This window comes from Leifsonia sp. NPDC056824, assembly GCF_042789575.1.
Classification (GTDB): Bacteria; Actinomycetota; Actinomycetes; order Actinomycetales; family Microbacteriaceae; genus Leifsonia.
Genome location: NZ_JBHUAV010000001.1, coordinates 245867 through 259050 on the forward strand (window position 1 = coordinate 245867; position 13184 = coordinate 259050).

Annotated in this window: 13 protein-coding genes; 4 read left to right on the plus strand and 9 right to left on the minus strand. The window is 70.1% G+C overall.

Annotation, left to right across the window (positions count from 1 at the left end; all coding sequences use genetic code 11):
• The first annotated feature begins 20 nt into the window (after window positions 1-20).
• From purU to nagA, 3 genes are read left to right on the plus strand one after another with little or no spacing between them, the layout of a single operon-like run.
• A complete protein-coding gene (gene purU / locus ACFRFH_RS01285) occupies window positions 21-893 on the plus strand; it encodes a formyltetrahydrofolate deformylase (RefSeq protein ID WP_382461220.1) in 873 nt (290 codons plus the stop codon).
• 53 nt (window positions 894-946) lie between these two features.
• Window positions 947-1309, plus strand: a complete 363-nt coding sequence (locus ACFRFH_RS01290) for a YrdB family protein (protein ID WP_382461221.1) — start codon at window positions 947-949, stop codon at window positions 1307-1309.
• Entirely contained in the window at window positions 1306-2454 is a 1149-nt protein-coding gene (gene nagA, locus ACFRFH_RS01295) for an N-acetylglucosamine-6-phosphate deacetylase (RefSeq protein WP_382461222.1), read from the plus strand. The genes ACFRFH_RS01290 and nagA overlap by 4 nt, the downstream gene beginning before the upstream one ends.
• Before the next feature lie 400 nt (window positions 2455-2854).
• On the opposite strand, the gene ACFRFH_RS01300 is transcribed toward nagA, so the two are convergent.
• The 7 genes from ACFRFH_RS01300 to ACFRFH_RS01330 all read right to left on the minus strand — a co-directional run bounded on the left by ACFRFH_RS01300 (window position 2855) and on the right by ACFRFH_RS01330 (window position 10651).
• Window positions 2855-3640: a glucosamine-6-phosphate deaminase gene (locus ACFRFH_RS01300; RefSeq protein ID WP_382461223.1), complete on the minus strand. Its 786-nt coding sequence runs from the start codon at window positions 3638-3640 to the stop codon at window positions 2855-2857.
• The gene (locus tag ACFRFH_RS01305; protein WP_382461224.1) at window positions 3633-4535 is read right to left on the minus strand and encodes an ROK family protein; all 903 of its coding nucleotides are present in this window, start codon (window positions 4533-4535) and stop codon (window positions 3633-3635) included. The genes ACFRFH_RS01300 and ACFRFH_RS01305 overlap by 8 nt, the downstream gene beginning before the upstream one ends.
• Window positions 4532-6058: a beta-N-acetylhexosaminidase gene (nagZ, locus tag ACFRFH_RS01310; RefSeq protein ID WP_382461225.1), complete on the minus strand. Its 1527-nt coding sequence runs from the start codon at window positions 6056-6058 to the stop codon at window positions 4532-4534. The genes ACFRFH_RS01305 and nagZ overlap by 4 nt, the downstream gene beginning before the upstream one ends.
• 5 nt (window positions 6059-6063) lie before the next feature.
• Window positions 6064-6930 (minus strand): carbohydrate ABC transporter permease, encoded by an 867-nt coding sequence (locus ACFRFH_RS01315; protein ID WP_382461226.1) that lies wholly within the window; start codon window positions 6928-6930, stop codon window positions 6064-6066.
• Entirely contained in the window at window positions 6927-7883 is a 957-nt protein-coding gene (locus ACFRFH_RS01320) for a carbohydrate ABC transporter permease (protein ID WP_382461227.1), read from the minus strand. Before ACFRFH_RS01320 ends, ACFRFH_RS01315 begins: the two co-directional genes overlap by 4 nt.
• 138 nt (window positions 7884-8021) lie before the next feature.
• Window positions 8022-9371: an extracellular solute-binding protein gene (locus ACFRFH_RS01325; RefSeq protein ID WP_382461228.1), complete on the minus strand. Its 1350-nt coding sequence runs from the start codon at window positions 9369-9371 to the stop codon at window positions 8022-8024.
• A gap of 98 nt (window positions 9372-9469) precedes the next feature.
• The gene (locus tag ACFRFH_RS01330) at window positions 9470-10651 is read right to left on the minus strand and encodes an ROK family protein (protein WP_382461229.1); all 1182 of its coding nucleotides are present in this window, start codon (window positions 10649-10651) and stop codon (window positions 9470-9472) included.
• A gap of 66 nt (window positions 10652-10717) precedes the next feature.
• Between ACFRFH_RS01330 and ACFRFH_RS01335 the strand changes: the two genes are divergently transcribed.
• Window positions 10718-11506, plus strand: a complete 789-nt coding sequence (locus ACFRFH_RS01335) for an SDR family NAD(P)-dependent oxidoreductase (RefSeq protein ID WP_382461230.1) — start codon at window positions 10718-10720, stop codon at window positions 11504-11506.
• Here ACFRFH_RS01335 and ACFRFH_RS01340 read toward each other — a convergent pair.
• Together ACFRFH_RS01340 and ACFRFH_RS01345 are read right to left on the minus strand one after the other, a co-directional pair.
• On the minus strand, window positions 11460-12773 hold the full coding sequence (locus ACFRFH_RS01340) for a HipA domain-containing protein (RefSeq protein WP_382461231.1): 1314 nt from the start codon (window positions 12771-12773) through the stop codon (window positions 11460-11462). The genes ACFRFH_RS01335 and ACFRFH_RS01340 overlap by 47 nt on opposite strands.
• Window positions 12773-13051 carry a helix-turn-helix domain-containing protein gene (locus tag ACFRFH_RS01345; RefSeq protein WP_382461232.1) on the minus strand — a complete coding sequence of 93 codons (279 nt, stop codon included), beginning with the start codon at window positions 13049-13051 and terminating at the stop codon, window positions 12773-12775. The genes ACFRFH_RS01340 and ACFRFH_RS01345 overlap by 1 nt, the downstream gene beginning before the upstream one ends.
• Window positions 13052-13184 lie beyond the last annotated feature (133 nt).

Consider the following 13184-nt stretch of genomic DNA (forward strand, 5'->3'; position numbering starts at 1 on the left):
CGGGCCGCTACCCTGGACGGATGGACTCCGCCGCTGCGACCGTCACCGCGAACCACTGGGTGCTGACCTTCAGCTGCGCCGACCGTCCCGGCATCGTCCACGCCGTCTCCGGCGCGATCGTGGCCGCCCGCGGGAACATCACCGAGAGCCAGCAATTCGCGAGCACGGACACCGGGCGCTTCTTCATGCGCCTACAGGTGGAGTCCGCGGCCGACCGCGCGGAATTCGAGCGCGCGCTCGCGCCGGTGGTGGAGCGGTTCGGGATGACGCACCGCGTCGACAACGTCGGCCGACCGCTGCGCACGCTCGTGCTCGTGTCCACCGCGGCCCACTGCCTCAACGACCTGCTGTTCCGCCAACGCGCCGGCCAGCTCCCGGTCGAGATCCCGCTCGTGCTGTCCAACCACGCCGCGCTCGGCGACCTCGCCGGCTTCTACGGCGTCCCGTTCGAGTCGCAGCAGGTGAGCGACCCCGAGTCCAAGGCCGCGTTCGAGGCGCGGGTACTGGAGGCCGTCGAGGAGCACGACATCGAGCTGGTCGTGCTCGCGCGCTACATGCAGATCCTCTCCCCCGGGCTGTGCGAGAAGCTGGCCGGCCGGGCGATCAACATCCACCACTCGTTCCTGCCCGGCTTCAAGGGCGCCAACCCCTACCGCCAGGCCCACGCCCGCGGCGTCAAGCTGATCGGCGCGACCGCGCACTTCGTCACCAGCGACCTGGACGAGGGCCCGATCATCGAGCAGAACGTCGTGCGCGTCGACCACACCCGCAGCGTCCAGGAGCTGGTCGCGATCGGCCAGGACGAGGAGTCGCGCACCCTCACGCAGGCGGTCAAGTGGTTCGCAGAGGACCGCGTGCTGCTCGACGGAGCGCGCACCATCATCTTCCGCTGAGCGGGATCGGCCGGCGCTCAGCCACGGCGGACCCGGATCGGTAGACTGGGCCGGTGACCTCCACGCACGACGAGCAGACCCCGATCAAGGTCGGGCCCAACGACATCCTCCGCTTCGTGCTGGAGCTGTTCGCCATCGTCTCGCTGGGCATCTGGGGCTTCGCAGCCTGGCCGCTGCCGTGGAACATCGTCGTCGGCATCGGCGCCCCCGTGCTCGCGATCCTGCTGTGGGCGCTGTTCCGCTCCCCCAAGGCCGTGCTCCACGTCGATGCGTTGGTGAAGGCGCTCGTCGAGATCGTCGTGATGGGCTGCGCGGCCTTCGCCTGGTGGAGTCTGGGGCAGCCGATCGTCGCGCTGGTGTTCGCGGTCGTGGCGACCGTGAGCGGCGTGATCAACGGGCGGCGCGAGTTCGCATGACCGGCGTCGTCGTCCATGACGCCCGCAAAGTGGATGCGAGCGGACGGGTCGACGAGTTCTGGCTGGTCGCCGAGGGCGACACGATCGTCGCGACCGGCTCCGGCACGGGCTGGCACGAGGCCGCCCGCGTCCCCGGCCGCGAGGTGATCGACGCCGGAGGCCACTGGCTGACGCCCGGCTTCATCGACCTGCACTGCCACGGCGGCGGCGGGCACCCGTACGACGACGGCCCGGAGGAGATGCTCGCGGCCCTCGCGACGCACCGCGCCCACGGCACCACGCGCGCGCTCGTGTCGCACGTCGCGAATCCGCTGGCCTCCCTGCGCGAGAGCCTCGGCGTCGTGGCCGACCTGACGAAGGTCGATCCGATGGTGCTCGGCTCGCACCTCGAAGGGCCGTTCCTGGCCCGCGAGCGGCGCGGCGCGCACGACGACGCCTTCCTGCGCGATCCCGGCCCCGAGATGGTGGAGGAGCTGATCGGCGCCGCCCGCGGCACCCTCCGCACCGCGACCATCGCGCCGGAGCTGCCGAACGCCCTGGAGGCGATCGGCGTGCTCATCGAGGCCGGAGTCGTCGTCGGCATCGGCCACACCGCGGCCGACTACGCGCAGGCGCAGCGGGCGTTCGAGGTCGGTGCGCGGCTGCTGGTGCACGCGTTCAACGCGATGAACGGCATCCACCACCGCGCTCCGGGCCCGGTCATGGCGGCGATCGAGAACCCGGAGGTGACGCTGGAGCTCATCCTCGACGGCCTCCACGTCCACCCGTCGGTGGCAGGACTGCTGTTCCGGGAGGCGCCGGGGCGCGTCGCCCTGGTCACCGATGCGATGGCCGCGGCCGGCGCGACGGACGGCGACTACCGCCTGGGCGGCCTGAACGTCAGCGTCCGCGACGGCCTGGCCGTGCTCTCCGGCACCACCACGATCGCGGGATCGACCCTCACCCAGGACGCCGCCCTCCGCAACGCGATCACCCGCGTCGGGCTCGACCCGGTCACCGCGGTCACCGCGCTCACCGCGACGCCGGCGAAGGCGCTCGGCGAATCCCGTCTCGGCCGGCTGCACGCCGGCTACGCCGCCGACGCGGTCCTCCTCGACCACGACTGGCACGTCCACCAAGTCCTGGCCAACGGCCACCTCCTCTAGCCCCGCCCCCTCCCCCTTGCCCCGCCCCTCCCCACCCACTTTCGCGGGCAACGGAGGAGATCCTGCCGGGTTGGGCCCGAATCTCCTCCGCTAGCCGCCATTCCGGCACCCGCCACTACCGATCTCCTCCGTTACCGGCACCTGTTGCGAACGGAGGAGTTCCGCATCGCGGGCCCGCCGAAAAGCAGCGAACGGAGGAGATTCGGGGTGTCGTGGGTCGGATCTCCTCCGTTAGCCGCCATTCCAGCACTGGCCAGCGCCGATCTCCTCCGTTATCGACACCGTTGCGAACGGAGGAGATCCGGGCCGCGGGGGTCCCGAAAAGCAGCGAACGGAGGAGATGCGGGGGTGTGGGGGCGGGATGTCCTCCGTTACCTACGAGGGGCGCGCGGGGGCGGGGTTACAGGTGCTGCCAGGCGGGCTTGTGGTTGTAGGCGTAGCGGTAGTAGTCGATGTTGCGCAGCCGGGAGGCGGCGGCCTCGTCGACGAGCACGGTGACGTGCGGGTGCAGCTGGATGGCCGAGCCCGGGTTGGAGGCCGACACCGGGCCCTCCACCGCACCGGCCAGCGCCTCCGCCTTGCCCTCGCCGAAGGCCAGCAGCAGCAGGTGCCGCGCCCGCAGGATGGTCGACAGCCCCTGGGTGATGCAGTGCATGGGCACGTCGTCCTCGCTCGCGAAGAACCGGGCGTTGTCGCGCCGGGTCTGCTCGGTCAGCGTCTTCACGCGCGTGACCGACGCGAACGACGACCCCGGCTCGTTGAAGCCGATGTGACCGTCCGTGCCGATGCCGAGCAGCTGCACGTCCACACCGCCGGACTCCGCGATCGCCTTCTCGTAGTCGGCTCCGGCGTGCTCGATCGTCGCGAGGTCGCCGTTCGGCACATGGATGAGCGACGGGGTGAGGCCGAGCGGCTCCACGACCTCGCGGGTGATGACCGACCGGTACGACTCCGGGTGGCCGGCGGGCAGGCCGACGTACTCGTCCAGCGCGTAGCCGCGGACGTGCGAGACATCGGTTCCGGCCTCCGCGACCCGGCGGGCCAGCGCCCGGTACACCGGCAGCGGGGTGGACCCGGTCGCGAGCCCCAGCACCGCGTCGGGCTTGGCGGCGATCAGGGCCTGGATCGACTCCGCCGCGAGCTCGCCCGCCGCGTCCTTGTCCGCCACCACCACGACTTCAGCCATCTGCTCCTCCAACGAGCGCCGCACCCAGCGCGGCAACGGGTGTTCCTTCCGGGACGAGGCGCACCCGCCGGGACAGCGCGAGCGACGCGAGGAACGGGGACGTCTCCGCCCATCCGTCGAGCACCTCGTGGACGTCGCAGAGCAGCCGGTCCCCGAGATGACTGAGGCCGCCGCCGATCACCACGGTGTCGACGTCGACGGTCAGCACGAGGACCCGCACCGCTGCGGCGATGCCCTCCGCAAGCCTAGCGGCGATCGCCCTCGCCTCCCGGTCGCCGTCCGCCGCCGCCGCGAACAGCGCGCGTGCCGGGAGCGGGTCGTCCGTGCGCCACTGCCGGGCGATGCCGGAGCCGCTTGCGACGGTCTCCAGACAGCCGCGCTGACCGCAGCCGCAGAGCGCGCCGGCCGGGTCGACGGGGAGGTGCCCGATCTCGCCCGCGACACCGGACGCGCCGCGCCAGAGCCGGCCGTCCACGACGATGCCGGCGGCCATCCCCGTGCCGAGGTTGAGGTACGCCATCGAGCCGCCGAGGCCGAGCAGGTGGAAGGCGCCGAGCGCTGCCGCCTTCACGTCGTTCTCGACGCGCACGCCCACGCCCAGCCGCCCGGCCAGCTCGCCGCCGAGCGCGAGCCGCTCGACACCCAGGTTGACCGCGTGGGTGACGTGCCCCGAAGCCCTGTCCACCATCCCGGGGATGCCGATGCCGATGGAAGTGAACCCGCCGGCCGGCAGCCCGGTGAGCTCGCCGATCCGGGCGACCGCGGTGACGGCGGTCTCCACGACCGCCGCGTGACCGAACCCGGTCACCAGCCGGACCCGCTGCGCGAGGCCGCCCAGCTCGTCGACGGCGACGGCGTCGGTCTTGGTGCCGCCGATGTCGATGCCGAGCCTCACGGGGTGCGCCCCGGTTCGCCGTCGAGCAGCTCGATCAGCGCGCGCCCGACGAGTCGTGAGGCGCCGAAGGTCGCGATGTCCGCGTAACGACGGTCGTCGCTCGGCCAGCCCATGTCCACGACGAGCACGTCCCGCTCGGCGCGCAGCCGGTCGATCGCCGCGCGGGCGAACGCGTGCCGGTGGTTGTCCTTGCCGACCACGAGCACGGGGGACTGCGCGGCGAGCACGAGGTTGGGATGGTCGCCCTCGGTGAACACCACCAGCGGGTTGGCCGCGAAGGCCGACGTCGCGTCCGCCTCGGCCGCGACCTCCGCGAACGGACCCCACGGCGCCTCGCCGATCGCGATGTTCGCGACCGTGTCGACCCGGACGACGGAGTACCGGCCCTGGTGCGACCGCAGCCACGACGACGCGTGCTCGGAGATGTCGAACGCCTCCACCGCGCGACGCACGTCGGCGGGATCGATGACCCCGGCTCCGCGCGATGCGGCCTCGTGCGCAGCGCCGTCCGCCCGCACCGCCGCGGCGAGCGCGAGCACCCGCCCGGCGGCCTCCTCGATGCGGGTCACGGCGATGCGTCCCTCGACGACCGCCGCGACGATCGCGTCCTCGATCTCCGCGAGCTGCGCGTCGGTGTTCTCGGTCCCGATGCAGAGCAGGTCGCAGCCCGCCGCGAGCGCCAGCACCGCGGCCTCCGGGATGCCGCGCTCCCCGCTCGCGCCGTGCATGTCGAGCGCGTCGGTGACGACGACGCCGCCGAAGCCCAGCTCGCCGCGGAGGAGGCCCTCCACGATGGTGCGGCTGAACGTCGCGGGCAGGTCGGGGTCGATCCGCGGCAGCAGGATGTGGGAGGTCATCACCGTGCGCGCGCCCGCGTCGATGACGGCGCGGAACGGCTCCAGCTCGCGCTCGCGCAGCTCCTCCAGCGTCAGCTCGACGACCGGCAGCTCGAGGTGCGAGTCGGCAGCCGTATCGCCGTGCCCGGGGAAGTGCTTGGCGCACACCGCGACGCCGGCGGACTGGAGGCCGCGCGTCCACGCGGCGCCCTGCTCGGCGACCACCGCGGGCAGTGAGCCGAAGCTGCGCACCCCGATCACCGGGTTGTCCGCGTTGGAGTTGATGTCGACGTCCGGCGCGAAGTCGAGGTTCACGCCGGCGGCGTGCAGCTCCTCCCCCACCCGGCGCGCGATGGCCTCGGTGTACGCGTCGTCGCCGAGCCGGCCGAGGACGGCGTTGCCGGGGAACGGCGAGCCCGTTTCGTAGTACAGCCGGGTGACGTCGCCGCCCTCCTCGTCGATCGCGACGATGGCGTCCGGGTTGGCGGCGTAGATCGCGTCCGTCAGCTCGCGCAGCTGCGCGACGGACTCCACGTTCTGGCCGAACACGCACACCCCGCCGAGGCCGTTCCGCAGGCGCTCCTCCAGCCACGCCGGCAGCGTGGTCCCCACGAATCCGGGGAGGAGGGTCGCCGCGATGCTGCGACGGAGGGCGGTGTCGGTCGGGGACGGCTGGGTGACCGACATCCCGCTCACCCCTTGACCGCCCCACTGACCAGCCCGCTGGTCATGCGGCCCTGGACGATGAGGAAGAAGATGATGACCGGCACCGCCACGAGCGTGGAAGCGGCCATCACCTGACCCCAGTCGGTCGCCCGCGACGCGGACTGCTGGATGAAGCCGCGCAGCCACAGCGGCAGCGTCTGGCTGCTGTTGTCCTGCAGGATGACCAGCGCGACCGTGAACTCGTTCCAGGCCTGCAGGAAGGCGTAGACGCCCGAGGCGACGAGACCCGGTGCGAGCAGCGGGAAGGTGATGCGCAGGAAGGCCTGGGTGCGGCTCAGCCCGTCCACCATCGCGGCCTCCTCCAGGTCGGCCGGGATGCCGGCGACGAATCCGCGCAGCATCCAGATCGTGAACGGCACCACAGCCGCGATGTAGATGATGCTGACGCCGACGACGGTGTTCAGGAGGCCGAGCGAGCCCATCAGCTTGTACTGCGCGATGAACAGGCCCTCGGCGGGCAGCATCTGGATGAGCAGCACGGCGAGCACGAACGACGTGCGCCCGCGGAACTTGAACCGGCTGATCGCGAGCGCCGCGAGGAACGCGAAGGCCAGGCAGAACACGACCGTGACGAGAGCGATGACCACGCTCATCCCGAGCGCGGGGAAGAACGTCCCGCCGTTGACGACGGCCGAGAAGTTGTCGAACGAGCCGCCGAACGGCAGCCAGGTCGGGGTGGAGCTCTGCAGCACGACGTTCGGCAGCAGCGACGAGTTGATCATCCAGTAGACCGGGAACACCCAGATCAGCCCGAGCACCACAGCGAGCGCGCCGAGGAGGATGCGACCGGGGCGGACCTTCTGCTTCAGCTTGCGGTCGGCGACGGTGGTCATGACTGGTCCTCCTTGAGCAGGTGGCGGACGTAGAACCAGCTCAGGGCGATGGTCAGGATGAGGACGAACACCGAGACGGCGCTGGCCATCGCGAAGTCGCTCGATCCGACGCCGAGCTGGTAGATGTAGGTGCCGAGCAGGTTGGTCTCGCTCGCGATGGAGCCCTTGTCCTGCAGCAGCTTGATCTGGGTGAACACCCGCAGGTCCCAGATGATCTGGAGCAGCAGGACGATCCCGAGCACCGGGCGGATCAGCGGAAGGATGATGTACCGCAGTCGCTGGAGGCCCTTCGCGCCGTCCATCTGCGCGGCCTCCAGCACCTCGGTGGAGACCTGGGTCAGCCCGGCGTAGACCGAGAACGCCACGAACGGGACGCTCATCCAGGTGACGATGATGCCGGCGACGAAGAAGAACGAGAGCGGGTTCTGCAGCCAGTTGTGGTTCTGGAAGTCCAGGCCCCACGAGGTGAGGACATTGTTGATCACGCCGCGGCGCCAGTCGAACAGCCAGTTCCAGACGGTCATGGCGGCGACGACCGGCATGGCCCAGGCGAGCAGGAGTGTGATCTGGAGGAAGATCCGCGGGAAGCGCGAGATGCCCGACATCAGCAGGGCGAGACCGACGCCGATGACGACGGTCACGGCAGCGGTGGTCAGGCAGAAGACGATGGAGCGGCCGACCACGGTCCACATGTAGGGGTCGGAGAACAGCGTGATGTAGTTGTCGAACCAGACGAACGGCGCGGGCTGCCCGAACTGCTGGGCGAGGCCGAAATGCTGCATCGAGGTGATGAGCTGCCAGACGATCGGGTAGCCGAGCGCGAGCAGCAGGATGAGGATGGCCGGCAGCAGCAGGGCGTAGGGCGTGAGCCGGCCTCGGCGCTTGCGCGGCGCGGACGGAGCGGGTGCGCTCGCGGTCGGCGCGGAGGTCACGGTTTCGCGGGTCGTCGTCACGGCGGTCCTCCTTCCGGGTCGTGGTGGGAAAAGCGGGTCTGTGGAAAGTCTGGGGGCAGGGACGAGGGCGCGGAAGGGTGGTGCTGCTTCCGCGCCCTCGCCTTGCGGGTCATGCCAGGTGTTGCTAGGTGGAGCCGATCAGCCGTTCTTCACGTTGAGGAGGGCGTTGATCTTGGTGTCGTACTGCTGGGCGAGGCCTTTCAGGTCGGACGAGTCGCGGATCTTGGAGAAGAACTCCTCCATCACGTTGGCCGCCTCGACCGAAGCCCAGCCCGGCGCGGCCGGGGTCAGCTTCGAGTTGGAGGCCGACGCGATGAGCGCCTTCGCGAACTGGTCGTCGCCGAGCGAGGACATGTAGTCCGAGTTCGCCGGGCCCAGGCCGTTCTTGCCGAGCATCTCCTGGTACTGCTTGCTGAAGATGATCTTCAGCAGCGTCTTGGACAGGCCCGGGTTCTTGGACTTGGCCGAGATGCCGATGTTGGAGCCGCCGGCGAAGACCGGAGCCGGCTTGCCGTTGTTGCCCGGCAGCACGTACGTGCCGAAGGTGTTGTCGTTCCAGGTGCGGACCGCCTTGCCGTCCTTGGTGGACAGGTCGCCGATCGACCAGTGCGCCCAGCCCGGAGCCATGATGGTGGCGGCGGCCAGCGAGGTGTCACCGGTCTTGTTGCCGTTGGCGTCCACCGTCTGGTCGGTGTCGTTCAGGTAGATGTACTGGTTCGAGTCCTTGGCGTCGTTCGGCGCCTTGGACGCGTTCTTGTAGATGTCCTGCAGCTGCTGGAGGCCCTTCAGCGAGTTCGCCGAGTCGAGCGTGGCGACCCACTTGGAGCCTTCCTTCTTGGCGATGTCACCGCCGTTGGCGAAGATCCAGGAGATGCCGTCGCGCCAGTCCTGACCCCCGAGGAAGAAGCCGGAGAAGTTGGCGATCCCCTTCGGGTTCTTCGCCGTGATGTCGGCGACGCTGCTGTTGAACTGGTCGAGCGTGGTCGGCACCGAGGCGCCGGCCGCGTTGTAGACGTCCTTGCGGTAGAACATGTAGCGCGAGCCGAAGTAGTACGGCAGCGTGTAGTTCTTGCCGTCGACCTTGCCGGCTTCGACGAAGGACGGCAGCAGCTTGCTCCCGCCGAGCTCCTGGTACATGTCGGAGACGTCGAGGAAGGCGCCGACGTTGGTGAAGGTCGGGGACTGGGTGTTGCCCATCTCCGTCACGTCCGGCGTGTTGTTCGCGTCGGGCAGCGAGGTGGTGAGCTTGGTGACGATGTCTCCCCAGTCCTGCTGCTCGATCTTGAGCGTCGCCCCGGTCTCCTTGTTGAACTCGGTCTTCAGGTAGTTGCGCAGCGCGTCCGGGGTGTCGGATCCGACGAGCCACAGGGTGACCGTCTTGCCCTTCCCATCGGTGCTCGGAGCCTGGGCTCCGCCAGAGGCGCATCCGGCGAGCACGAGAGCGGAAGCCGTAGCCACAGCGGCGAGGCCGACGAGCTTTCTCTTCATTGCTGTTCCCTTCATTCGTTCGGGCTTTCTTGAGTGGGTCAGTGTGTGCGGTCGCATCACACCGTCGGTGCAGGGGTCGTGGAGTGCACGGTGCTGTGTTACGAGACCCCGAGTTGTCCGGAGAGGACGAGTACGGCCGCGCCGCGCAGGACGATGTCCTGCCCCTGCGTGGTCATCCGGACCGCGAGGTCGGCGTGGTTCTCCGCCATCGTCCGGTTCCGGAGCGTGTGGATGGTCGCCTCGGCGAGGGGGCCATCGAGCAGATCGGTCGGGCCGCTCAGCACGAGCTCCGACAGGTTGAGGACGCCGACGACCGGCGCCAGGGAGATGCCGAGCCGCTGGCCCGCCTCGCGGAGGACGGGGGTGGCGTCGCGGCCGGCGGCCTCGGCCTCCCGGATGCCGCGCCGCAGCTGCGGCACGCTGAGCCAGTGCTCGAGCACCTGCTCCCGGGTGTAGGTCGCGTCCAGTCCGAGGTCGGTGCCGACCATGACCTGGCCGATCTCGCCCGCGGCGAAGTGGCTGCCGTAGACCAGCGTGCCGGCGATGATGAGGCCGGCGCCGATGCCGTGGCCGATGCGGATGAGCATCATGTCGCCGGTCGCGCCGCCGTAGCTGTGCTCGGCGAGCACGGCCGCGTTGGCGTCGTTCGCGACGACGACGGGGAGGCCGGTCAGCGCGTGGAGGTCGTCCTGCAGCCGCACGTCGGTCCAGCCGAGGTTGGGTGCGGTGAGGATGGTGCCGGACAGGTCGACGACACCGGGCGAGCCGACGCCGATCCCGAGGATCGGGGCGGTGGCGGCGCCGACGAGCTGCAGCACGAGCGCGCGGACCTTGGCGACAGCCGCCTCGCCGGTGGCGGGCTCCCCGTCACCGTCCTCGAGCGGCACCTCCGCCTCGGCGAACAGTTCGCCGTCCAGGTCCATGACCGCGCCGCGGAAGCGGTCGTGGTCACTGAGGTCGACGCCGACGATCTGGTGAGCCGTCCGGTTGATGTCGAGGAGGACCGCGGGCTTGCCCGGGCGGGCGGACTCCCGCTGCCCGAGCTCCACCACGAGGCCTTCGGCCAGCAGCTCGGCGACGAGGTCGGAGACCGTGACGCGGGTCAGGCCGGTGTCCCTGGCGAGGTCCGCCCGGCTGCGCTGTCCCGAGCGGTAGAGCGTCTGGAGGACGAGCGAGCGGTTGTGGCTGCGGGCGTGCTCCGGGAGGACCTTGGAGCGCGGACGGAGCGCTCTGCCGGGGCCGAGGCCTCCCGCGCTGCCGAGCACATCCGTCGTGGTCATGTTTGTTAGTAAAGCTTACGAACAAAAGAAATGCAAGCTCCGTCATGAAGTCGTTACACTCCGAGCGTGAACACCCCATCCCCCGCTCCCGCCCGCACTCCCTTCGCCCTGACCGGCTCCCGCGCCCTGGTGACCGCCGCCAGCCGCGGCCTCGGCCGGGAGATCGCCCTCGAGCTCGCCGGCCAGGGCGCCGACGTCGTCCTCGGCGTGCGCGACCCCGACGGCTCGGCGGAGCTGGTGGCGGAACTCGGCGCCTTCGGGGTGACCGCGCGGGCCATCCGGATGGACGTCCTCGACCTGGCGGCCTGCCGCGCCGCCATCGACGAGGCCACCGCCGAACTCGGCCCGATCGACATCCTCGTGAACAACGCGGGCGGCGGGATCAACGCGCCCGCGATCGACGTCACCGAGGACGACTTCGAGCGCGTCTGGCAGCTCAACACCCGGTCCACGTTCTTCCTCGCGCAGCACGTCGCGACGAGCATGCGGGCGAACGGCGGCGGCGCGATCGTCAACGTGGCGTCCCAGGCCGGGCTGGTCGCCCTCCCCCTGGAGTCGTCCTACTGCACGGCCAAGGCCGCGGTGGTGCACCTCACCCGCTGCCTCGCGGTCGAGTGGGGCGGCTACGGCATCCGCGTGAACGCCGTGGCACCGACCTTCATCGAGACGGACGGCACGGCGGACGCGCTCTCCCACGACGCATTCCGCGCCGACACGATCGAGCGCATTGCGGCGCTGCACCGGATCGGGGTGCCGCGGGAGGTGTCGGGCGCGGTGGCGTTCCTGGCGTCGCCGGCGGCGTCGCTCATCACCGGGCAGACGCTCGCGATCGACGGCGGCTGGACCGCGCGGTAGCCGCGCTCTCACTCCAGCCCTTGGACCTCGCCCGCGCGGCGATCCCATCGACGATGTCCGAGACGGAGACGAGACCGCCGGCATCCGCTTGCACCTCGGAGCGCGCGGCGAGGAACGCCTCCGCGACGCCGCCCCGGATGCGCTGCACCGATTCGATCGCATAGTCGGCGTCGACCTGGAGCGTCTTGGCCGCAGCGAGGAACTGCTTCTCGCCGATTCGGTCCATGACCCGCTCGCCGCCGATGGAGACGGCGCTCTCGACCGGATACTCGCCTCGATAGAGCACGTTGCTTCCCAGATCGTAGAGCGGCGCGAGCGCCATCTGAGCGCCGAAGTGAATGACCGAGTAGTCCTTGGCATGAGCATCCGTGTTCACCGCCGAGACGGTGTAGACGAGCGCATCGAAGAGCGAGCGACGCGCTTCGAACGCGGCGGTGGGAGGCATCGCGGCCAGCACGCGCGCGAAATCCGCAACCCCCGGGCCACCGTCCTGCTGGTACTTGCGTGCCGGGTCCACCGAGAGCGCTTGCGCGAAATCCTCCTGATGCAGCCGGTGGAGCCGACCGTCGAGCTCGGTTCTGTCGTAGCGACGGCTGACGAAGACGTGGTCGCCCTTCGCGGTCGTCAGGATCTCGTGGTGAGCCACGAGGAGGCCGAGATGCCGCGCGGCTCTCATGGTCACGAACTCGTTGAGGTCGTGCCGGGTCCCGGCTGCCGCCGGTTTGAGGATGTGCGTCGTGGGAGTGGAGTCCAGTGGCACCGCCCACCGACCGTCGGAGGTCCGATGCAGGGCGACCTTCGGCTGCGCCCCCGCGAGGCTCCATCTGATCTGGTCGCGCTCCCGCTGCCACACCGCGGCGTCCTTCACGATGTCGGCGATCAGGTCGTCGAAATCCTCGACGTACCGCACATCGCCGGTTCGCTTCGCGGCGTCGTCCGACTCACGGTCGGGAGGCAGGAGCTGGAGCGCTCCCGCTGTGTCGCGGCCGACATGCTCCAACAGCGCCATCGGATTCTTCGCACTGGTGTGGAAGGTGGCTGCGAGAGCGCCGAGCGTCGCATCGTTGTCGGGCAGGAGCCCTTGCAGAAACGGCCGGGCGACCGCGTTCTTGTACGTCGCCCCGGGAATGAGCGGCATCGAGACCGACAGCGGCGTCGCCTCGACGTCGATGTCGGAATCGTACGTGTAGGTGATCGCCCCGGCGTCGCTCTGCTGGAAGACCCCGGTCCGCACACCATCGACATACGCGATCAGCCTGCGTGCCATCAGCCGGGCCTCAGGATCGCGCCGAGATCGGGACGTGCGTCGGCGCGAGGCGGCGCGACGAGGAGTTCGAGCTGCAAAGCATCCACGACCCGAAGCACCTTGCCGAGGGTCGGATTGGCTGTCCGTCCGTTCTCCAGAAGGACGAGCCAACTCCGGTCGACGCGCGCCAACCGCGCGAGGTCGGCCTGCGAGAGCTGCGCCTCGAGGCGGGCGTGCCGCAGCGCGCCGCCCAGCTGCCGGACCGAGTGGAAGGGCACACCCCGAGACTGCTCAGCCATCTCACGCCTCCCCCTGTTGAATAGATCACACATTAGCGGAAGCGAGTTCTATCACACAATCCCCCTTGTGTGATTTATCGCACTTTCCGGCATGTTCGATAAACCGCACAGCCGCTCGAATGCCGAAGGCCCG

Bases quoted from the DNA above. Each gene is read 5' to 3' on its own strand.
- ACFRFH_RS01345 (WP_382461232.1), bottom strand. From the start codon at position 13,051: ATGGCTGAGCAGTCTCGGGGTGTGCCCTTCCACTCGGTCCGGCAGCTG.
- purU (WP_382461220.1), top strand. From the start codon at position 21: ATGGACTCCGCCGCTGCGACCGTCACCGCGAACCACTGGGTGCTGACC.
- nagA (WP_382461222.1), top strand. From the start codon at position 1,306: ATGACCGGCGTCGTCGTCCATGACGCCCGCAAAGTGGATGCGAGCGGA.
- nagZ (WP_382461225.1), bottom strand. From the start codon at position 6,058: ATGTCGGTCACCCAGCCGTCCCCGACCGACACCGCCCTCCGTCGCAGC.
- ACFRFH_RS01325 (WP_382461228.1), bottom strand. From the start codon at position 9,371: ATGAAGAGAAAGCTCGTCGGCCTCGCCGCTGTGGCTACGGCTTCCGCT.
- ACFRFH_RS01300 (WP_382461223.1), bottom strand. From the start codon at position 3,640: ATGGCTGAAGTCGTGGTGGTGGCGGACAAGGACGCGGCGGGCGAGCTC.
- ACFRFH_RS01340 (WP_382461231.1), bottom strand. From the start codon at position 12,773: ATGGCACGCAGGCTGATCGCGTATGTCGATGGTGTGCGGACCGGGGTC.
- ACFRFH_RS01330 (WP_382461229.1), bottom strand. From the start codon at position 10,651: ATGACCACGACGGATGTGCTCGGCAGCGCGGGAGGCCTCGGCCCCGGC.
- ACFRFH_RS01315 (WP_382461226.1), bottom strand. From the start codon at position 6,930: ATGACCACCGTCGCCGACCGCAAGCTGAAGCAGAAGGTCCGCCCCGGT.